The following is a 21,713-nucleotide window of genomic DNA, read 5'->3' on the forward strand; positions in this document are numbered from 1 at the left end:
TGTTAAAAATAATATGTTTCAACCGGTTAGCTTATTTATAGGGCTTAGATATAGTCGCTCCGCTAAAGGAAATGCGTTTATATCGTTTATTTCGTTTTTTTCTATTGCTGGTATCGCTATTGGTTTAATGGCATTATTTACGGTAAGTAGTGTGATGAACGGGTTTGAAAATAGCCTAAAAACAAATATGCTTGGACTTATTCCGCATGTTGAAGTTAGCGCAGGTAAACACACTACCACTCAAATGAGCACCCTCAAAACCGACCTAGAACAATCTCCTTATGTTGATAATGTAAGCTTATATCGCCACGGCGAAGCTATTTTGCAAACGAATAAAGACTTGCACGGTGTTTTACTACAAGGCCTTCATAACGACAGCGGTTCTTTGTATAAAATTACCGAATAAAATAGTACAAGGCGATTGGAAAACCGTATTAAATAAAAATTACAGCATTGCTATAAGCCGTTATTTGAGTCGTAAATTAGGCGTTAGTGTGGGTGATAAGCTTCGCGTTATTATGCCTAATGCTTCAACATATACACCTCTTGGGCGAGTACCCAGCCAGCGTTTATTTAAAGTTGCCGCAATATACGAAACCGGATCTGAGATAGATATGGCACTTGCGTTTACGAGTGGCGCTTCGCTACAACGGGTGTTAAAGCTGGATAAAAACACCGCCCCAAATTTAAGTGTTTCATTGCACGAACCTTTCGAACTAGATGAATTTATTGAAGCAAGCCAACGTATTTTAAAAGATTACAATTACAGTGATTGGCGCAGTACCCAAGGTACTCTATTTGCAGCCGTTGCTATGGAAAAGCGCATTATGTCTATGTTGCTTGCCCTCATTGTATTGGTGGCTGTATTTAATATTGTATCGGCATTAACCATGATGGTAAGCGAAAAACAAGGTGAAGTGGCCATACTACAAACGTTAGGTTTAACACCTTCGCAAGTGCAAAAAGTGTTTATGGTGCAAGGCTTATATAACGGCGTAATTGGTACCGCAATAGGCGCATTTTTAGGTGTAATATTTAGTTTATATATAAATGAGCTACTTGCATTAGTGGGCTTAAACTTATTGGCGGGTATAGAGCTTCCGGTAAAATTTGATATTTTGAGTTTAGTAATAATAGCGTTTGCCAGTATTGCTATGAGCTTTTTAGCTACCTTATATCCTGCGCGTAAAGCCGCAAAAGTAAAACCAGCAGAGGTATTACGTTATGAATGATTTAGTAATTAGTTGTGAAAATTTAAGTAAGGTTTATCAAGATGGCAGCAACCAAGTTGAAGTATTAAAAGGCGTTGATTTAGCGCTGCAGCAAGGTGAAATGCTCGCTATTGTGGGGAGTTCTGGCTCTGGTAAAAGTACGCTTTTACACATACTTGGCACATTAGATACCGCAAGCTCAGGTAGCGCTAAAATTAAAAACCAAGAAGTTGCAAAACTTTCGCGAACAGAGCAAGCCGCATTTAGAAACCAAAATTTGGGCTTCATCTATCAATTTCATCATTTATTAATGGAGTTTAGCGCAGTTGAAAACGTGGCTATGCCGTTATTAATTAAAGGCTTGAGTGCAAATGAAGCCAAAGTTCAAGCGCTCGATATGCTCGAAAAAGTAGGCCTTGCACATCGCAGCTCGCATAAACCGTCTGCGCTTTCTGGTGGAGAGCGCCAACGCGTGGCTATTGCCCGTGCACTGGTTACAAAACCTGCGCTTGTGCTTGCTGATGAACCAACCGGTAATTTAGATAAACAGAATGCGATTAAAATTTACGATTTAATTAATGAGCTTAACCAAAGTTTAAACACCAGTTTTGTGGTAGTTACACACGATTTAGAACTTGCCGATAAGCTAGGCAAAATAGCTCATTTAGACGATGGAAAACTAGCTATTAAAGAGTCGCAGCATGTTGCTTAGTGCATTTTTAAGTAAACGTTTTAGAGCCTATTCAGGCCACAAAGATGAAAAAAACGGCTTTGTTAGTTTTATCGCTAAAGCGTCGACTATTGGTATTTTAATAGGTGTCGCGGTTTTAATTGTGGCGCTGTCGGTAATTAATGGTTTTGAGCAGCAACTAGTACATAGATTGCTAAGTGTTGTGCCGCAGGTTGAATATGTAGCACCAAGTAGACCCATTGCAAATTGGTCGCAAAAGGTTGAGGATTTACAAACACAACCTCACGTAACAGGGGCTGCGCCGTTTATTGCCGTTAACGGAATGGCGCAATATAAAAGCCAGCTAAAAGCGATAGAAATTCGGGGTGTTGAGCCATCGCTCGAGAGTAATGTATCGGCGGTAAACCAGTTTACCAGTGGTAAATTAGTCAGTCAGCTAGGCCTTGACGATGTAATTTTAGGTAAGCAAATAGTAAAACAGTTAGACGCCAAAGTAGGCGATAACATTACATTACTTATTCCGCAAATTAGTCAAAAAGGTCAATCATTATTAGCGCCTAAACGCGTAACACTTAACCTTGCAGGTGTTATAGAAATGGGTGGACCGATTGATAGTACTGCTGCATTTATACATCTTAACAAAGCACAGCAAACATTGGGTTACGATGAAACCCAAGTAACAGGGCTGCGTTTAAGTGTTGATGATGTGTTTTCGGCGCATCAAATAGCGCTAAAAGTGGGCCAAACTATTGCCGACTACGTGTATATTTCTAGTTGGTTTAGAACCCAAGGCAGCCTTTATCAAGATATTCAAATGGTACGTACCATTGTTTATATTGTGGTGTTTTTAATTATTGCTGTAGCCAGTTTTAATATTGTATCCTCCTTGGTGATGGAAGTACGCGAAAAACAAGGCAATATCGCAATTTTAAAAACCATGGGCGCGAAAGATAGTACTATTTTAGCCACCTTTGTAATGCAAGGCTTAATGCAAGCATTCGTAGGCGTGGCACTAGGGACACTAATTGGCGTAGTATTAGCGCTTAACATAAGTGAGCTTTTTACGTGGATAAGCCAATTATTTGGAGCCAATCCACTTGAGGGCGTTTATTTTATAGAGTTTTTACCAAGTAAATTAGTACTTGAAGACATTGGTATTACAGTGATTGTTACGTTTGTGCTTGCGATACTTGCCACTATTTATCCTGCATGGCAAGCAACGCGCGTAGATCCTGCCAAAGTGCTTGGTAATTAGTAAAAGGGTTTAACATGCGAGCCAGTTACAGTGCAATGCACTTTGTTTATGTGCAATGGCTAAAAAAACGTTCACAATCAGCAAGTGGCGCAGATGGCGTTTTTGCCTTTTCGCTTATTTTATTATTAAATTGTATTATGCTAGCTGGGGTGTTTTCCCCGCATTTAATGGACACCATAACAAGTGTGTCTCGTGTGATAGTGTGCTTAATTGGCATTGTTTTATTGTTAGGGATTGCAATGTTGAATGGGCTTTATTTAGGAAGCGGTAGCAATTATATCAATAATGTAAAACGCGCCTTTAGGGCTAATTCTAAAAAACGCTACTTTGTAGCAATGATAATTTGGTTATTTGGCTCTATTATTTTGGTATTTCCTTTATTAGCACTAAGGTTTGTTTATCCTTAGCGTTAACAGTAATAAACAATAGGGCACTATAACGAAACCTGTTAAACTAGGCGCTTATTTAAAATTAAGCAATAACTGCTTGGTTGCTATACCTCACTTTGGGATTTACTTTGACTAATAACGATATTTTACGCCGCATTCGCTACACTTTTAACTTAACTGATACTGCTATGGTCAATGTTTTTGCATCAGCAGAGCATACGGTCACTAAAGAGCAAGTAATTGCATGGTTAACTAAAGAAGGTGAAGAGGCTTTTACCCCAATAAGTGATACTGAGTTTGCTAGCTTTTTAAATGGGTTTATTAATACCCAACGTGGCAAACGCGAAGGTGAGCAACCAGAGCCTGAGAAAAAGCTAAACAATAACATCATTTTTATGAAGCTACGCATTGCTTTAAACATGAAAGCAGAAGATGTTATAGCCACACTTGCACTTGTTGATTTTGACTTAAGTAAGCACGAGCTAAGCGCATTTTCTCGTAAAGTAGATAACAAACATTACCGTGTTTGTAACGATCAAATATTACGCTTGTTTTTAACAGGCGTGCAAAAACAGCACCGTCCAGAAGAGTCTGCTGAGTAACTGGTTTAGCTAATTAGCTTTTAGTGAATGGGCTTTTGGAGTGCAATATTGCATTGCGAAGCCTATCAATTTTTACACATCTCACCCTTATCTGTTTAGCGTATTTCTCTTAATAAAATTATATTTACTTCATGTAAAAATTTGCGCAATTATTCTTATTTAAGCTCTATTAAGCTATCAATTACATTGGTAAATTATAACGCTATAAAGCAAGACTATAACAGCGAAGGAACTACTCACTTTCGAATGAAATATAGGTTTGCACTTAGGTGCATTAACACAAAAAAATTATGCAACTAACCGAAAAATCATCACTTCCAAACGCCTTACTTATCTCTATTAGTACACCGCAATTTAAGGGGGATGAAGCAACAGAATCGCTTGCAGAACTTGCACGCTTAGTAACTACTTTAGGGTTTAAAGTAGTGGGTACACAATCACAAAAGCAAAGCTCTACACAAAAAATTAATGTACTGGGCTCAGGTAAATTAACAGAAATAGCACACCTTACCGGCAATAAAGGAATGGTTGGAGATGAGCAAGAAGATGATATGGATGATTTGGTTGATGAAGAGTCATTCCCAGAAATATCATCAGAGATCCCATCCGACGAACTTGATTTTGCCTGCGCGGATGTAGTGGTTTTTGACTGTGACTTAACACCTTCTCAATTACGTAACGTTGAAAATCAGTTAGGGGTTGAAGTATTTGACCGAACTGGCATTATTATTGAAATATTTAGCCGCCATGCGCGTACTAAAACTGCAAAATTACAAGTTGAAATTGCTCGCCTTAATTATGTCGCGCCGCGACTTCGTGAAACATCAACTGGTGATAAAGAACGCCAAATGGGTAAAGGTGCGGGTGAGACTACACTTGAGCTAAATCGCCGTAAGGTGCGCGATCAGTTAGCAGAATTAAAGCGTGAGCTTGTTAGTGTTCAAGATGTAATGATGGACAGACGTACGCAGCGCTCTGAGCTATTCTCAGTGGCTTTAATTGGATATACCAATGCGGGTAAATCGTCAATGATGCGCGCAATTACAGGTAGCGATGTGGAGGGTGAAAACAAGCTCTTTGCTACCTTAGATACTACTGTTCGTGCGTTATATCCAATTACGCAGCCTCGTATACTTGTTTCCGATACGGTTGGCTTTATTAAAAAATTACCTCATGATTTGGTTGCTTCATTTCACTCAACGCTCGCTGAGGCACATGATGCGTCGTTACTGTTGTATGTTGTAGATGCTTCAGACCCTTCTTTTCGCTCACAACTTGAAGTAGTACATAAAGTACTGGCAGAAGTTGGAGTTGAAGGCAGTAAAAAGTTATTAGTACTTAATAAGTCAGATCAATTAAGTACTGAGCAACAACAAATACTGATGGATGAGTATCCTGATGCAATGATGACATCGACTCGCAACCCAGATGATATTAGTAAGTTACATAAGTACATTGTCGGTATAGCTCAAGAGGACATGATTGAAGAAGATATAATTATACCTTACACAGCAAAAGGTATAGTCGGTGAAATTCGTTCAAGCATGAGTGTTGTTAAAGAAGAGTATGAATATAGCCATATTAAATTAACAGTGCGCTCAAGTGCGATTGATTTAGAGCGTTTAAAAAAGAGTATGATGAAATTATAGCAAACTAAGTGTTTCATAAAAGCTAATGTTTTTTACAAAAAAACGCGTCTTACAATGTAAGTACGCGTTTTTAAACGAGTAATGAGTTTACATTTCGTCGCTGCGGTATGTTTTTTTCATGATGTAAACGTAAGCGTTTACAAAAGCATTTTCTTGATACTTTTTAAGGCCTGTTTCTTCAAAATCAATAGGGATAGGGTTGCGTTTTAACTGCTCTTTAACTTCAGTTGTAGTAAATAAACGTACATCTAAGTTGTCGATTAATTGAATCGCAGTTTCCATTTTAAAGCCTTTTGCACTGCCAGCAAATTTACCTTTAGGCTGACGCTCACGAATTGCAACAGAATCAATTTGGTAATCTTGCATTAGTTTTGCAAAATCGAATTGAAATTTACGCATTACTTCAGTGTCGTTACCGTTACCTAAGGTAAAGCGTGTTTGGCGCACATCGCGAATATCAAATACGTCATTATCTTTACTTAAAATACAAAGTAGTACATCACTACCGGTAATTTCTACACCACATGTTCTCATGTCTATTCTCTAAAATAACTTAATTACGCAGTATTATACGCAACGCACATTAAAATGCGAGTGTGGGTATAGTTAGGTGCGTAATTAATACATTGATGCTTTTATATTTTAATAAAATGATTTTTTTGCTTTAAAAGCTACATTTTGTGGATAAAACGGGTGGATTTCCCCCCTTAAAACTTGTAATTAAATGCGCGGCACGCGACAATATATCTTTGTAGTTGAATAGACTCCTCATCTACATATATTAGTCAATGCTTATTCGTAAAAGCGTTGTCGAGTCATTCTCATTTAATTTATTAAAAATACACGTGATACATTGTAGGTGTCACCACTGTAGCAAGGATTTATAATGCCAGTTATTACTCTTCCAGACGGAAGTCAACGTAGTTTTGAAAACCCTGTAAGCACGCTTGATGTTGCAAACGATATTGGTCCTGGTTTAGCTAAAGCGACCATTGCGGGTCGTGTTAATGGCGAACGTGTTGATGCATGTGATAAAATTTGTGAAGATTCTCGTCTTGAGATCATTACCGCTAAAGACGATGACGGTCTTGAAATCATTCGTCACTCTTGTGCTCACTTAATTGGTCATGCAGTTAAGCAACTTTTCCCAGACGCAAAAATGGCAATTGGTCCTACCATTGATAACGGTTTTTACTACGATATCGATATGGAACATTCATTATCACAAGATGATCTTGAAGCAATTGAAAAGCGTATGTTGCAACTTGCAAAAACCAACTACGACGTAGTGAAAAAAACAGTAAGCTGGCAAGAAGCACGCGATACATTTGAAGCGCGTGGCGAAACATACAAAATAGAAATTCTGGACGAAAACATCGCTAAAGATGACCGCCCAGGGTTATATCATCACGAAGAATATGTAGACATGTGTCGTGGACCTCACGTTCCTAACATGAAATTTTGCCAAAACTTCAAAATAATGAAAGTGGCGGGTGCATATTGGCGTGGTGATTCAGAAAACAAAATGCTACAACGCATTTACGGCACAGCGTGGGGCGATAAAAAGCAACTTAAAGCGTATTTAAAACGCCTTGAAGAAGCTGAAAAACGCGATCATCGCCGTATTGGTAAAGCGCTTGATTTATGGCATTGGCAAGAAGAAGCGCCAGGCATGGTATTTTGGCACAACGATGGTTGGAGCATTTACCGCGAGCTTGAAGAATTTGTACGTGAAAAGTTACGCGAATATGAGTACGAAGAAGTAAAAGGTCCAATGATGATGGACCGTTCACTTTGGGAAAAATCAGGTCACTGGGAAAAATATTCAGAAGCAATGTTTACCACTGAGTCTGAAAAGCGTGAATACGCGATTAAACCAATGAACTGCCCAGGACACGTGCAAATCTTTAACCAAGGTTTAAAATCGTACCGTGATTTACCACTTCGTATGGCTGAATTTGGTTGTTGTCATCGTAATGAACCATCAGGTGCACTACACGGTTTAATGCGTGTACGTGGCTTTACACAAGATGATGCTCACATTTTCTGTACCGAAGAGCAGATAATGGACGAAGTGTCAGCGTGTATTAAGATGGTGTATGATACATATGAAACATTCGGATTTGAGAAGATTGTGGTTAAGCTATCTACTCGCCCAGAACAACGCATTGGTGAAGACCATATGTGGGATAAAGCAGAGCTTGCCTTAGCCGAAGCACTTAAGCTAAACGATATTGAATTTGATTATCTTCCGGGTGAAGGCGCGTTTTATGGTCCGAAGATTGAATTTACTTTATACGATTGTTTAGACAGAGCGTGGCAGTGTGGTACAGTGCAATTAGACTTTGCATTACCGGGTCGTTTAGGCGCTACTTATGTAGCAGAAAATAACGAGCGTCGTACACCTGTAATGATACATCGTGCTATTTTAGGTTCTATTGAACGCTTTATTGGCATTTTAACTGAAGAGTACGCTGGTTTATTCCCGACGTGGCTTGCACCAAAGCAAGTGGTAATTATGAATATTACCGATAAACAGGCTCCTTATGTTAAAGAAGTTGTACAAAAATTAAATAAACTTGGAATTAGAGCCGCTGCTGACTTGAGAAATGAGAAGATTGGCTTTAAAATCCGTGAGCATACACTGAAGCGTATTCCATATTTACTTGTTGTTGGCGATAAAGAAGTTGAACAGCAAGAAGTAGCAGTGCGTACTCGCACAGGTGAAGACCTTGGCAAATTTAATGTTGATGATTTTGTAGCTAAAATTAGTGAAGAAATTAAAAATCGACAGTAAAAATCGAGCGTGTAAGGCATTAACAAACAGCCAACTACACGCTTATATTATTGATATTCTTGGAGGAACGTACTATTAGAGGCGGCAAGAAAGGGCAACAAACAGCCCAAAAAAATCGTATTAACGAAGAAATTACAGCGCAAGAAGTTCGTTTAATTGACATTGAAGGCGAACAAGCTGGAATTCAGTCATTACAAGACGCGCAAACTATGGCCGATGCAGCGGGTGTTGATCTTGTTGAGATCAGTCCAAACGCTGAGCCGCCTGTTTGTAGAATCATGGACTACGGTAAGTTCATCTTTGAAAAAAGTAAAGAACTGAAAGAGCAGAAGAAGAAGCAAAAGCAAATCCAGATTAAAGAAATCAAATTCCGTCCTGGTACGGATGAAGGTGACTATCAGGTTAAGCTTCGCAACTTAGTTAAGTTCTTAGAAGGTGGCGATAAAGCTAAAATAACCATCCGCTTCCGTGGTCGTGAAATGGCTCACCAAGAAATTGGTATAGAATTATTAAACCGTATCAAAGGCGATTTAGAAGCTCTTGCAGTAGTTGAGTCTTTCCCAAATCGTGTTGAAGGCCGCCAAATGGTTATGATGATGGCGCCTGTTGCTAAAAAATAATTTTTAAGCGATAATACGCACCGAAATTAGCTCAGGTCTGCAAGCAATATGCGAATATTCACCTGAGTTAACCGGTCTTAAAGTAAGATTGCGGCATTTATGTTGGGTCTTCACCGGAACATGGCAGTAAGTTAGGCCTAAAAGTGGAGCTATAGAAATATATCTCACGCCTGCTTACTAATTTAAAAGCAATACAATTGGAGTTATTGCAATGGCTTATAAGCTAAAAAGTCACAGTGGCGCTGCTAAGCGTTTCAAAAAGACTGCTTCTGGCGGTTTCAAGCGTAAACAAGCGCATCTTCGTCATATTCTGACTAAGAAAACTTCTAAGCGTAAGTTACACCTACGTCCTAAGATGATGGTTCATAAAAATGACCATGGTCTAGTTTCACGTATGTTACCGTTCGCTTAATAGGGGTTTTTAGAAATGGCAAGAGTTAAACGCGGCGTTGTCGCACGTGCACGTCACAAAAAAGTTTTAAAACAAGCAAAAGGTTATTACGGAGCACGTTCACGTGTTTACCGCGTAGCTTTCCAGGCTGTTACAAAAGCGGGTCAATACGCTTACCGTGACCGTCGTGCGAAGAAACGTACTTTCCGTCAATTATGGATTGCACGTATCAATGCTGCTTCACGTCAAAATGGTCTGTCTTACAGCCGTTTTATCAATGGTCTTAAAAAGACTTCTGTAGAAATCGATCGTAAGATCCTTGCAGATATCGCTGTTTACGACCAAGTTGCATTCGCAGCGCTTGTAGAAAAAGCAAAAGAAGGCCTAGCCGCTTAAGCTTTTTTATATAAGTATTAAAAAGGAGCCTATGGCTCCTTTTTTTGTGCCTGTAATTTAGTAACTTAAACCAATGAGTAATACCAATTCGCTTAATTAAATGATCTATTTTGTGGGCGGAAAAACGTGTTGATAGCTAGGCAAAAAATTCGCTATTTAGTTGTTCGCAGGTAGCGACACGTTTAGCCCCGCAAAATGATTAAGTATTATTGCGGATTGGTATAATACTTAATAATGTTATAAAGCCTAAAAACACAGGTGTGAATGAGTGAAATGTATTTGGCTGCATTTTTTTGTTGAATCACCGCAGTTTCCTCATTGTAAAAAATTTAGTTGATATAATTTATATAATTAAGGCGTTTTTTAGAGAATTTTATGTTTGCAAGTTTACTAATTTTATCTGCAAGTGTGGCGTATGACGCACACTTACCACCACTCATTGAGTGGCAAGGAAAAAGCGAAGAGCTTTTACAAAAACAAGGGCCGTTAACTACTGACTTTGAGTTATCAGCAGGTGAAGCGTCGCCCGATTATGCAAATACAATGGCATTTGTAGATAGGTTAGTTGCTGCAAACCCTACTCAGTTTCAATCACAAACCATTGGCTATAGTAATAGTAAGCGTGCAATAAAAATGCTAATTGCCAGTGAGCAAGGCTTTTTTGAAGCAAGGCAAATGGCTAATAGCACTAAGCCAACTATTTTTATTCAGGCAGGAATACATTCTGGTGAAATAGACGGTAAAGATGCCATGTTTATGCTGCTTAGAGATATAGCGACGGGTAAGCGCCGTGACATTTTAAAAAAGGTAAACATTTTATTTATTCCTATTTTAAATGTAGATGGCCACGAACGTAGCAGTGCATTCAATCGTATTAATCAAAGGGGCCCTGCAAAAATGGGCTTTAGAACAAATGCTAATAACCTTAATTTAAATCGTGATTTTACTAAATTAGATACCCCAGAAGTTAGAAGTGTTTTAAAGGTTATTAACGACTACAACCCAAATTTATACATTGATGTACACGTTACCGACGGCGCAGATTACCAATACGATGTGACTTATGGTTACAATCCGGTATTTTCGAGCGAGTCGCCTGCGGTATCTGATGCATTAAACCAGTTTTTTAAACCTCTCATTGACGATACGCTAGCGAAGCAAGGACACACGCCAGGACCACTTGTTTTTGTTATGGATAAACGTGACTTTAAAAAAGGGTTAGCGGGCTGGGTTGCTACGCCACGTTTTTCAAATGGTTGGGGGGATTTAAAGTCATTGCCGACTATTTTAGTCGAAAATCATTCATTGAAGCCTTACAAGCAACGTGTATTAGGGACTTACGTATTTTTAGATGGTGCTATTACTGCGCTATCAAAGCACAGTCATGAATTAGCTAATGCAGTAAAAAAAGAACAAGAATTTGTTCCTAAACAATTAATTGTAAAGCGTGGCTATGCTAAACAAGCAGATACTATAGCACAGTTTAAAGGTATTGAATATTCATCAAGCATGAATCCACTTTCGGGTCAAAATGAAGTGAAGTACTTAGGTAAAGCACATACATATACTGACTTACCTATTTATTGGCAAAAAGATGTACAACATACAGTTGAAGTACCTAAAGCTTTTTTTATTCCGCCTGTATATCGCAATATAATTAAGAAACTAAAGTTACATGGTGTCTCTATTAATAAACTTGAAGGGGCAAACACACAACCTTTGAAAGTTGCAAAGGTGGCAGACTACACGTTTGATAAAGCACCATTTGAAGGGCGTTTTAGAGTATCAGCAACTTTTGATTACGTCCCTGCTATAAATGTAGATTTAGATGGTTGGTATCAAGTCAATACTCAACAAAAAGCAGGCGAATTAGCGGTTCATTTATTGCACCCGGAAGCCCCTGATTCATTTTTTGCTTGGGGTGAGTTTAATACTATTTTTCAGCGTACCGAGTACATGGAAAACTATGCGCTAATTCTGTATGCACGCCAAATGCTAAAAGATAACCCAAAGCTTGCGCTTAAGTTTAATGAAAAACTTAAAGATAAATCATTCGCGAGTGACGCAGAGGCACGATTAAACTGGTTATATGAGCAAAGTCCATTTTATGATGAAGCGTACTTAAAGTATCCAATACTTATGTCATTCGAAGAAGAAGTTGTTATTCCAGATCAAAAAAGTAAAGAAATTTAATATGGAAATCATAACTATACCTGTCACTGCATTTGCACAAAATAGTCGTATTATTTGGTGTAATGAAACTAGGCAAGCGGTAGTCATAGACCCAGGTGGCGACCCAGATAAAATAGCAGCAGCCCTTAATGAGAATAAACTAACATTAAGTGCTATTTGGTTAACGCACGGGCATTTAGATCATGTGGGTGGGGCTGATATTTTACGTGATCAATTTAACGTACAAATTATTGGCCCACAAAAAGATGAGTACTTTTGGTTTGAAAACTTACCTATGCAAGCACAAATGTTTGGATTTAAACCCATTGAACCGTTTTATCCGGATGTTTGGCTAAACCATAACGACACCGTGAGCGTAGGTAAACTTAGCTTTTTAGTGAAATATTGCCCGGGGCATACACCCGGTCATATTGTGTTTTACCAACCAGACTATGAGTGCGTTATTGTCGGTGACGTTATTTTTAAAGGCTCAGTAGGGCGAACTGATTTTCCTAAGGGGAACAGTGAACAACTTATAGAGTCTATTAAGACGCATATTCTAACCTTACCTGATAATACTAAAATATTGGCAGGGCATGGTAGCGACACTACGGTTGGATTTGAAAAACAAACAAATCCTTTTGTGAGTGGTCAGTTTGGTTAAGTTATTTATTTGAAGTTTAGCAAACTGGATAAAAATTAAAAATAAGCAGACTGAGTTTTAAAATGGTTGTATAATTTAACCAGTTTATTTGATAAATAAGAAATAAAATGTCTCTAAATCACGTAGATCGCCAAATATTGGCACTTTTACAACAAGATGCTAGTTTATCAACCGCAGAAATTGCAGATAAAGTAGGCTTGTCTCAATCTCCATGCTGGCGTCGAATTGCCAAGCTAGAACAAGATGGTTATATAAAAAGCAAAGTGGCTCTTTTAGATGAGAAAAAACTTGGCTTTGATATGCTTGTATATGCACATGTGCGTTTATCAAATCATGGTAAAAAGAATCTTGCTGAATTTGAAAAACTTATAATGAGTTATGATCAAGTAACAGAATGCTACACCATGGCCGGTACTATGGATTTTATGCTACGCATAATTTCACAAGGCATAGAAGGATATGAGCATTTTGTACGCGATAATTTACTAAGCTTAGAATATGTACAAGAAGTACATTCTAATGTAACAATGACGTGTGTAAAACGTAGTACATCTCTTCCTTTATAAAAGCACTTCTTTAAAAGCTAAACCTCTTTTAGTTTAGCTTAACCACATATGACAATTGTTAACTGAGCGCTAATTTGTTAGAATTTAGCGCTTTTTTTATACCCATTACACCATTTGAGGAACTCAATGTTTAACTTACTCAGTAGGGCGCCTAGCTCTGCTAAAAACGATATTCTATCTGGATTAACTGTGGCGCTAGCCTTAGTGCCAGAAGCTGTTGCGTTTGCCTTTGTTGCAAATGTAGAACCTTTAGTTGGTCTATATGCCGCGTTTATCGTTGGTTTAATTACGGCTATATTTGGTGGCCGCCCTGGTATGATTTCAGGTGCAACCGGTGCACTAGCTGTTGTTATGGTAAGTTTAGTGCTTGATCATGGTGTCGAGTACTTATTTGCGACTGTACTGCTCATGGGCATACTGCAGATACTCGCGGGTGTATTTAAACTTGGTAAGTTTATCCGCATGGTTCCTCATCCGGTAATGCTTGGTTTTGTAAACGGCTTAGCTATTGTTATTTTTCTTGCTCAGTTAGGTCAATTTAAAGTGCCTGATGGTATGGGCGGACAAGAATGGATGACGGGTAACCCGTTGTATATTATGCTTGGTTTAGTGGCTTTAACCATGGCTATTATTCAGTTTTTACCTAAACTAACAACGGCTGTACCCTCTACATTAGTCGCTATTATTACAGTGACCGCTTTAGTCATTGGTTTGGATTTAGAAGCGCATACCGTAGTTGATTTCTTAAAAGGAATGACAGGCGACGAAGCTGCAACAATTGCAGGCGGTTTACCTGAGTTTCATATTCCTATGGTACCGTTTACTTTCGAAACGCTACAAATTATTTTTCCTTATGCACTTATTTTAGCGGCTATTGGTTTAATTGAATCATTATTAACGCTTAGCTTAATTGACGAGATTACAGAAACTCGCGGTCACAGTAATAAAGAGTGTATAGGCCAAGGCGCTGCAAATATTACTTGTGGTATGTTTGGTGCAATGGGTGGTTGTGCAATGATTGGTCAATCAATGATCAACATTAACTCAGGTGGCCGTTCTCGCTTATCGGGTATAAGTGCTGCATTGATGTTGCTTGCGTTCATCATATTCGCTTCAAGCTTAATTGAGATGATCCCACTAGCTGCACTTGTTGGTGTTATGTTTATGGTTGTATTAGGTACGTTTGAATGGGCAAGCTTTAAAATGATGAAGCGTGTGCCTCTATCAGACGCGTTCGTAATAGTACTTGTATCGGGTGTGACGGTTATTACCGACTTAGCGATTGCAGTATGTGTAGGTGTTATTGTATCTGCATTAGTATTTGCTTGGCAGCATGCTAAGCACATATACACAACGAACTATATTGATGAAGAAGGCGCTAAAGTATATGAGTTACATGGCCCGCTTTTCTTTGGTTCAGTTAAAAACTTTGCAGAGTTATTTGATGTTAAAAATGACCCTAAAAATGTAATTGTTGAATTTAAACACAGCCGCGTATCTGATCACAGTGCAATAGAAGCAATTGACACACTTGCTGATAAGTACACAAAAGCAGGTAAACAACTTCACTTACGTCACTTAAGTAAAGACTGTACGCAGTTGCTGCACAAAGCACGCGATTTGGTTGAAGTGAATGTGATTGAAGATCCAACATACAAAGTAGCATCAGACAAACTAGCTTAATTTACACAAAGCTATTTATATTTAAAAAGCGAAAGGTGAATAACCTTTCGCTTTTTTAGTGTATCTACTATTTGTTTGCGGTAAGACTCTTAAAAAGCAAGGTAGGCTGTAGTGCTATGCAAACTCATAAATCTATATAATAAGATTAACTAATTTTATTAAAATTAGCTCTACATAGGTAAAATAATAAAGAATAACAAGCACCTATTTTATGGAATTAGTCTTTAACTATACGGAGTAAACATCTATTTTGAACTGGCAATCTTTAGTCGATAACAGACAACGCTTTTTTTGGCTTTTGCAAATCGCAGGCTGGATTGGTTATGCGTTAGTAAATTATATTGGCTCTAAAGTATTTGAAATGCGTGATATATACGTATTTGTTATTTTATTAAATGCTTACGCTGGTTGCTTAATGACAGTACCGCTTAGGTATATTTATCGTAAAATTTGGAATTCCTCGCCTTGGGTATTAATGATTGTGGTATTTGGTGCCTCTTATGTAACGGGTACTTTATGGGCTGTCGTTCAAAAATTTAATTTGTGGGAAATATACCGCCATGGTTATAGACCAGAGGAGTGGTTTTATTACCTGCAGCAAGGCTTAGATTCTGTATATATTATTTTATGTTGGAGTGGTTTGTACTTTGGCGTTAAATATTATCAGTTACTACAAAGTGAGCGACAAAAAGCGTTAAAAGCCACAACTATGGCACACGAAGCGCAATTAAAAATGCTTAGGTATCAGCTTAACCCCCATTTTTTATTCAATACACTTAACGCTATTTCTACTTTAATTTTGGTTAAAGAAAACAAAGATGCTAACTTAATGGTAGCAAGGTTAAGTGACTTTTTACGGTATACATTAAATACCGATCCGATAAAAAAAGTACCGCTCGAGCAAGAGCTACATGCGCTCATGCTTTATTTAGAAATAGAACGTGTACGTTTTGATGAGCGATTAAAGGTAAATGTAGATATAAGCGAGCAAGCTAAAGAGGCTTTAGTACCGAGCTTAATTTTGCAACCTATTATAGAAAACGCGATTAAATATGCTATTGCCCATCTAACAGAAGGTGGAGTAATTGATATCAAAGCACAAGTATTTGCGAATGAGTTATTACTAGAAGTGGGCGACAACGGCCCAGGTACTGACATACTCGATGGCCAATTAGTTAACGCTCAAGGCGTAGGTGTCGCTAATACCAAAGATAGATTAAAAACGTTGTATGAAAATAATTATTCGTTTGTATTATCACATAATACGCCAAGTGGATTAAAAGTTAATCTGCGAGTACCTTTTGAGAAGGCTGTGAAAAATGACTAAAATAAAAACACTTATTGTTGATGATGAACCGTTAGCACGAAAAGGTTTAGCGGTAAGGCTCGAAGAATACTCTGATATTGAAGTGATTAAATTGTGTAGTTCAGGCGCTGATGCAATTGAAATGTGTCAAAGCGAGAAAATCGATTTGGTTTTTTTAGATATTCAAATGCCAGGTATGAATGGCTTTGAAGTAGCAAGAGCCCTTAGCGAAAGCTCAAAAGCATTACCAGCGATTGTATTTGTAACGGCCTTTGATCAGTTTGCTGTAAAAGCGTTTGAAATTCATGCTCTCGATTACATTTTAAAACCCGTTGATGATAACAGACTAAAACAGGCGGTAGAAAAAGTGCATACCTATTTAAAAACACAACAAGACAACGCCCATAAGAAAAAACTAGCGAGTTTTGTAGCCGGTATTACTGGTAATAACTGTGAAGAAATACTTAAGAAATTAGCCACTGGTGATAACCTAGCAAACAGACGTTACCCAGAATCACTTGCTGTTAAAGAGCAAGGTGAAATTATTCGTGTACCAGTAGCGACTATCCAATGGGTTGATGCAGCAGGTGACTATATGTGTTTACACTGTGAAGACGGACAAACGCATATTCTGCGTAAAACAATGAAAGAGTTAGAGCAAGAGCTCGACCCTCAGTTATTTGTGCGTGTGCATCGCAGCGCAATAGTAAATACAAAACAAATTAGTAAACTGGTTACACAAGTAAGTGGTGAGTATTTATTAGTACTTGAAAATGGCCAAGAATTAAAAGTGAGCCGCAGCTACCGAGATAAGGTTAAAGCGGCATTAGCAAGTTAAAGCCAACGCTTTTATTACAGGCACAAAAAAATGCGAGCTAAGCTCGCATTTTTATATTTAACATTTAATTATACCAATTGCGTTAAATAAGTAATCTATTAGAGCGCTATTTAATGCGATAGAATAATCATGTTTCTAATAAAATTGGTATTATGCAACAGTTACAATTTTCATTGTGTTAGTTGCACCCACAGTTTCCATTGAGTCACCGTGAGTAATAATTACGGTATCGCCAGACTGTAAAGACCCTTGAGAAACTAAAGTATCAAGTGCGGCTTTTACCATACCGTCTTTTTCAGTTTTTGTAGAATCAAAAAATACTGGGTAAACACCACGATAAAGTGCTGTTTGGCCTAATGTACTCGCATGACGTGAAAGAGAGTAGATTGGTAAGCCTGAGCTGATACGCGACATTAATTTAGCCGTGCTTCCAGATTCAGTGAGTGTGATGATTGCTTTAACAGAATCTAAGTGATTTGCTGCATACATAGCAGAAAGCGCAATTGATTCAGCATTATTAGAAAAACGGCTATCTAAACGGTGTTTAGAAACATGCGTTTCTTTTTGAGATTCTGCGCCTAAACAAACACGTGCCATAGTCGCAACTGTTTCTTCAGGGTAATCACCTGCAGCTGTTTCAGCTGAAAGCATAACGGCATCTGTTCCATCAAGAACAGCATTTGCAACATCCATAACTTCTGCACGTGTAGGCATAGGGTTATCGATCATCGATTCCATCATTTGCGTCGCTGTTATTACAGTACGGTTTAATGAACGAGCACGACGAATAATTAGTTTTTGCTTGCCCATAAGAGCCGCATCACCAATTTCAACACCTAAATCACCACGAGCAACCATTACAGCGTCAGACGCTAAAATAATATCATCAACAGCTTCTTGCGTTTCAACGGCTTCAGCACGCTCAATTTTAGCAAGTAACTGTGCTTTTGAACCAGCAGCTTCAGCAAGTGAGCGTACGTAGCGCATATCGTCGCCACTGCGTGGGAATGATACAGCAATGTAATCTACGTCAATTTCAGCGGCAGTTATTAGATCTTCTTTATCTTTTTCAGTAAATGCAGGGGCAGTTAAACCACCACCTAAACGGTTAATACCTTTATTGTTAGATAAAACACCGCCAACAGTGACTGTACAATGCACTAAATGCCCAGCTACTTCATCAACACTTAATTGAATAAGGCCGTCATTTAGAAGTAGTAAATCGTTAGGGCTTACATCGTTAGGTAATTCTTTATAATCAATACCAACAGAGTTTATGTCGCCTTCGCCTTTTTCCATTTTTGCATCAAGGGTAAATTTTGCACCCACAGCAAGTGTTACTTTACCTTCTTTAAAAGTAGAAACGCGGATTTTAGGGCCTTGAAGGTCAGCAAGTATAGCAATATGTTTGCCTAATCTTTTTGCAATATCACGTACGGCTTGTGCACGGTCTTTATGATCTTGGGCAACACCATGTGAGAAGTTTAAACGTACTACGTTAGCCCCAGCGATAATAATTTTTTCTAAGTTGTTATCTCTATCGGTAGCAGGTCCAAGGGTAGCGACTATTTTCGTGCGTCTTAGCATCAATTTCTCCTGTGTGCTTGGTGAAAGCATGTTGACGTTATTTTGTTGACTTAAAATATTTATATTAAAATAAACTATTTTAGTTATGTGCAAACTTCAAAGGTTTGCCACTATTTTATACAAAACTATTGTGTCATCATTATGACACCGGTGTCAGAATGCGTCAATGATCTTAATTTCAATTAGCTTTGCTTTTAGTCACCCCGAGACCATTGATGTTTGATATAATTAGGCTGCTTATTTATTTTTAATAAAAAAGCATGTTGTATTAACTCATAATTAGTGCTTTATGGCTGTATGAGTGTAGTGCACGCGGTATTATTTAATTTATACACTGAATTTTCTAACCAAATAGTTGTTACCGAGGAGGACACTAGATGCAAGTTGCATTAGTAGGGTTAGGCGTTATGGGAAAAAATCTTGCCCTAAACTTGATTGAAAAAGGGATAACGCTAGTCGCTTACGACAAAAACCCACATGCGGGTGAAGAGTTACTAAGTTGTGCTAAATCTCAAGGCATGGCTGACAGGCTTCACATTGTCTCTGATTTGAGAGACATGGTAAGGCGTTTAGAGGCACCTCGTTCCATTTTATTACTTGTTCCTGCTGGTGAATTAGTTGATACAGTTTGTAATGAACTTGTAGAGGCCGGCGTTAACTGTGACGATATGATTGTCGATTGCGGTAATAGTAATTATAAAGACGGAATAACGCGTAAACTTAAGTACCAAAATAAATTTGAATTTGCCACTATGGGAATTTCTGGCGGTGCAGAAGGTGCTCGCCATGGTCCTGCAATGATGGCAAGTGGTTCTGAAGGTGGTTGGGAGCGTATTGAGCCATGGTTTGAAAAAGTAGCTGCGAGCTATAATGGCGACTCGTGTTTTGCACGTGTGGGTCAATCAGCAAGTGGTCATTTTGTAAAAATGGTTCACAATGGTATTGAATACGCACTTATGCAACTTATTGCAGAAGTGTACCAATTACTTCGTTTAGGCACTAATCGTTCTCCAAAAGAAGTGGCTGAGATATTTAATGACTGGTCAGAAGGTCAATTAAATAGTTATTTACTGTCTATTTCTAGCCACATATTGTCACTTGAAAATCATAATAATGTACCGCTTGCGGACTTAATTGATAATAAAGTTGGCGCTAAAGGCACTGGTCTTTGGACTGCGCAAAATGCACTAGAACTTGGTATTGCTGTCCCTTCACTTGTTGCTGCTGTACAAGCTCGTCATTTAACTAATGCATGTAATACAACGGCTGCACAAGAAATGACGTATGCATCTAAATCAACTAATAAAGTCGAAATTGATTTAGAAGAGCTTAAAGAAGCGTTCTTACTTGCAAGTTTACTTGCGTATCGCCAAGGTTTAGCGCTAATTAAAGGTGCATCTCGTACTCATCAGTGGAAAGTTGATCTAGCTAAAACGCTTCAAACGTGGCGCGCTGGTTGTATTATTCGTGCTGATTACCTCGATAGCGTTGCACAAGGTGTTGAATTTATTGATACCCTTGAGAAAGAGTCTAACTCTTTACGCAAAATTACCGGCCAAGCAATAATGACTGGTTTAGCATTCCCTGTATTGGGTGCTACTCAAACGTATTTAGCAACATTAACTACACCGAGTAATGGGCATTTAGTTCAAGCCCAGCGTGATTACTTTGGTGAGCACGGCGTTAAAACACATAGCGGTGAAACATGCCATTTAACTGACCTAGTAGATATCGACGCTAAAGTTAGATAATAAAAAGTTGTTTAAAACGATAAAGGCACGCTATTTAGCGTGCCTTTTGTATTTTAGGCGCGGTGAGATTTAACGACTTAACTCACCGCGTAAGTTATCTTGCATTAAATGACGAATCGTTTCGACCTCTAGCTTTTGACTAAATAAATAATGTAATTTAGTTAAACAGGCCTCAAGGGTCATATCGTACCCACTAATTACACCAATATTTAATAGCGCATTACCCGTTGCATAGCCGCCCATATTTACATGGCCTTTTAAACACTGCGTTAAGTTAACAATAACTACGCCACGTTTACTTGCTTCTTCAAGTATTGATAAAAAGCGAGGATCTTGCGGTGCATTACCTACACCAAAACTAAGTAACACCAAGGCGTTAATGTTGCCATTAACTAAGCTTTTAACCACTTCTTGACTAATACCAGGGTATAAATAAAGCACCCCAATGGGTTGAGGTGTAATAGGGCTAACTTGCAGCTCATTTTCAACATAAGGGCTGAGTTGGCCTTTAATAAGTTGAATATTAATACCCGATAACGCTAAAGGATCAAGATTAGGCGACGCAAATGCATTAAATCCATCAGCGTGGGCTTTAGTTGCTCTATTACCTCTAAACAATTGGTTATTAAAAAATAGACTTACTTCTGCAATTGGATAATTTGCCGCTAAATACATCGCGTTAAGAAGATTTACTTGGCCATCAGAGCGCAATTGAGAAAGCGGAATTTGTGAGCCAGTTACAATTACAGGTTTAGTTAAATTTTCAAACATAAATGATAGGGCTGAGGCTGTATACGCCATTGTATCGGTGCCATGGAGCACAACAAAACCATCATAATCTTGGTATTTTTTCTTAATGTCATCAGCAATAAGTTGCCAATGCTCAGGAGACATGTCTGAAGAATCTATAAGCGGGCAGTATTCGTGAATATCAAACAAAGGCATTTCATCACGGTTAAATTCTGCGTTGTTCATTACGGTTTCTGTTAAAAAACCTTCAGCAGGAATATAACCTCGACTCGATTTTTTCATACCTATAGTACCACCGGTATAAGCGATATAAATGCGTTTACGTTTCATAAAAAAGCCCAGTAAAAAAACTGGGCTTAGTATAACGTTAAGTAACTTTAAATACAGCTGATTAG

General features: G+C 38.3%; 19 protein-coding genes and 1 pseudogene. 17 read left to right on the forward strand and 3 right to left on the reverse strand.

The window, feature by feature from the left end; genetic code table 11:
- Positions 1–13: 13 nt before the first annotated feature.
- From P20652_RS18165 to hflX, 6 genes and pseudogenes are all read left to right on the forward strand, one after another.
- Positions 14–1,232: pseudogene (locus tag P20652_RS18165) on the forward strand (lipoprotein-releasing ABC transporter permease subunit).
- The gene (lolD, locus tag P20652_RS08640) at positions 1,225–1,923 is read left to right on the forward strand and encodes a lipoprotein-releasing ABC transporter ATP-binding protein LolD (RefSeq protein ID WP_008169011.1); all 699 of its coding nucleotides are present in this window, start codon (positions 1,225–1,227) and stop codon (positions 1,921–1,923) included. The pseudogene P20652_RS18165 and the gene lolD overlap by 8 nt, the downstream one beginning before the upstream one ends.
- Entirely contained in the window at positions 1,913–3,157 is a 1,245-nt protein-coding gene (locus P20652_RS08635; RefSeq protein ID WP_008169013.1) for a lipoprotein-releasing ABC transporter permease subunit, read from the forward strand. The genes lolD and P20652_RS08635 overlap by 11 nt, the downstream gene beginning before the upstream one ends.
- A 14-nt stretch (positions 3,158–3,171) precedes the next feature.
- Positions 3,172–3,564, forward strand: coding sequence for a hypothetical protein (locus P20652_RS08630; RefSeq protein WP_008169014.1), 393 nt, complete (start codon positions 3,172–3,174; stop codon positions 3,562–3,564).
- Between the two features lie 110 nt (positions 3,565–3,674).
- Complete coding sequence (locus tag P20652_RS08625; protein ID WP_002960721.1) at positions 3,675–4,148, forward strand: DUF1456 family protein; 474 nt, start codon at positions 3,675–3,677, stop codon at positions 4,146–4,148.
- 290 nt (positions 4,149–4,438) lie between these two features.
- Positions 4,439–5,797, forward strand: coding sequence for a GTPase HflX (gene hflX, locus P20652_RS08620; RefSeq protein ID WP_008169016.1), 1,359 nt, complete (start codon positions 4,439–4,441; stop codon positions 5,795–5,797).
- An 87-nt stretch (positions 5,798–5,884) separates the two neighbouring features.
- Here hflX and P20652_RS08615 read toward each other — a convergent pair whose 3' ends face one another.
- Positions 5,885–6,331: a DUF3010 family protein gene (locus P20652_RS08615; protein WP_002960715.1), complete on the reverse strand. Its 447-nt coding sequence runs from the start codon at positions 6,329–6,331 to the stop codon at positions 5,885–5,887.
- Positions 6,332–6,683: 352 nt separating this feature from the next.
- Here P20652_RS08615 and thrS point away from each other — a divergent pair, with 352 nt between their 5' ends.
- The 10 genes from thrS to P20652_RS08570 all read left to right on the forward strand — a co-directional run bounded on the left by thrS (position 6,684) and on the right by P20652_RS08570 (position 17,230).
- On the forward strand, positions 6,684–8,594 hold the full coding sequence (thrS, locus tag P20652_RS08610) for a threonine--tRNA ligase (protein WP_008169018.1): 1,911 nt from the start codon (positions 6,684–6,686) through the stop codon (positions 8,592–8,594).
- Positions 8,595–8,653: 59 nt separating this feature from the next.
- A complete protein-coding gene (gene infC, locus P20652_RS08605) occupies positions 8,654–9,214 on the forward strand; it encodes a translation initiation factor IF-3 (RefSeq protein ID WP_008169020.1) in 561 nt (186 codons plus the stop codon).
- 211 nt (positions 9,215–9,425) lie between these two features.
- The gene (gene rpmI / locus P20652_RS18170; RefSeq protein ID WP_002960713.1) at positions 9,426–9,626 is read left to right on the forward strand and encodes a 50S ribosomal protein L35; all 201 of its coding nucleotides are present in this window, start codon (positions 9,426–9,428) and stop codon (positions 9,624–9,626) included.
- Between the two features lie 15 nt (positions 9,627–9,641).
- Positions 9,642–10,001, forward strand: coding sequence for a 50S ribosomal protein L20 (gene rplT, locus P20652_RS08600; RefSeq protein WP_002960711.1), 360 nt, complete (start codon positions 9,642–9,644; stop codon positions 9,999–10,001).
- A gap of 375 nt (positions 10,002–10,376) precedes the next feature.
- Positions 10,377–12,194: a M14 family metallopeptidase gene (locus P20652_RS08595; RefSeq protein ID WP_008169022.1), complete on the forward strand. Its 1,818-nt coding sequence runs from the start codon at positions 10,377–10,379 to the stop codon at positions 12,192–12,194.
- A 1-nt stretch (position 12,195) separates the two neighbouring features.
- Positions 12,196–12,837 carry an MBL fold metallo-hydrolase gene (locus P20652_RS08590; protein ID WP_008169024.1) on the forward strand — a complete coding sequence of 214 codons (642 nt, stop codon included), beginning with the start codon at positions 12,196–12,198 and terminating at the stop codon, positions 12,835–12,837.
- Positions 12,838–12,944: 107 nt separating this feature from the next.
- The gene (locus P20652_RS08585) at positions 12,945–13,403 is read left to right on the forward strand and encodes an Lrp/AsnC family transcriptional regulator (protein WP_007375323.1); all 459 of its coding nucleotides are present in this window, start codon (positions 12,945–12,947) and stop codon (positions 13,401–13,403) included.
- Positions 13,404–13,529: 126 nt separating this feature from the next.
- Entirely contained in the window at positions 13,530–15,086 is a 1,557-nt protein-coding gene (locus tag P20652_RS08580) for a SulP family inorganic anion transporter (protein WP_008169027.1), read from the forward strand.
- Between the two features lie 250 nt (positions 15,087–15,336).
- Positions 15,337–16,413, forward strand: coding sequence for a sensor histidine kinase (locus tag P20652_RS08575; RefSeq protein WP_008169028.1), 1,077 nt, complete (start codon positions 15,337–15,339; stop codon positions 16,411–16,413).
- Complete coding sequence (locus P20652_RS08570) at positions 16,406–17,230, forward strand: LytTR family DNA-binding domain-containing protein (RefSeq protein ID WP_008169031.1); 825 nt, start codon at positions 16,406–16,408, stop codon at positions 17,228–17,230. The genes P20652_RS08575 and P20652_RS08570 overlap by 8 nt, the downstream gene beginning before the upstream one ends.
- A 150-nt stretch (positions 17,231–17,380) precedes the next feature.
- On the opposite strand, the gene pyk is transcribed toward P20652_RS08570, so the two are convergent.
- Entirely contained in the window at positions 17,381–18,817 is a 1,437-nt protein-coding gene (gene pyk, locus P20652_RS08565; RefSeq protein WP_008169033.1) for a pyruvate kinase, read from the reverse strand.
- Positions 18,818–19,194: 377 nt separating this feature from the next.
- Between pyk and gndA the strand changes: the two genes are divergently transcribed.
- Complete coding sequence (gene gndA, locus P20652_RS08560; protein WP_008169035.1) at positions 19,195–20,568, forward strand: NADP-dependent phosphogluconate dehydrogenase; 1,374 nt, start codon at positions 19,195–19,197, stop codon at positions 20,566–20,568.
- Between the two features lie 69 nt (positions 20,569–20,637).
- Here gndA and ansA read toward each other — a convergent pair whose 3' ends face one another.
- On the reverse strand, positions 20,638–21,648 hold the full coding sequence (gene ansA, locus P20652_RS08555) for an asparaginase (protein WP_008169037.1): 1,011 nt from the start codon (positions 21,646–21,648) through the stop codon (positions 20,638–20,640).
- Positions 21,649–21,713: the final 65 nt, after the last annotated feature.

It is taken from the genome of Pseudoalteromonas sp. BSi20652, assembly GCF_000239855.1.
In the GTDB taxonomy this organism is placed as follows: Bacteria; Pseudomonadota; Gammaproteobacteria; order Enterobacterales; family Alteromonadaceae; genus Pseudoalteromonas.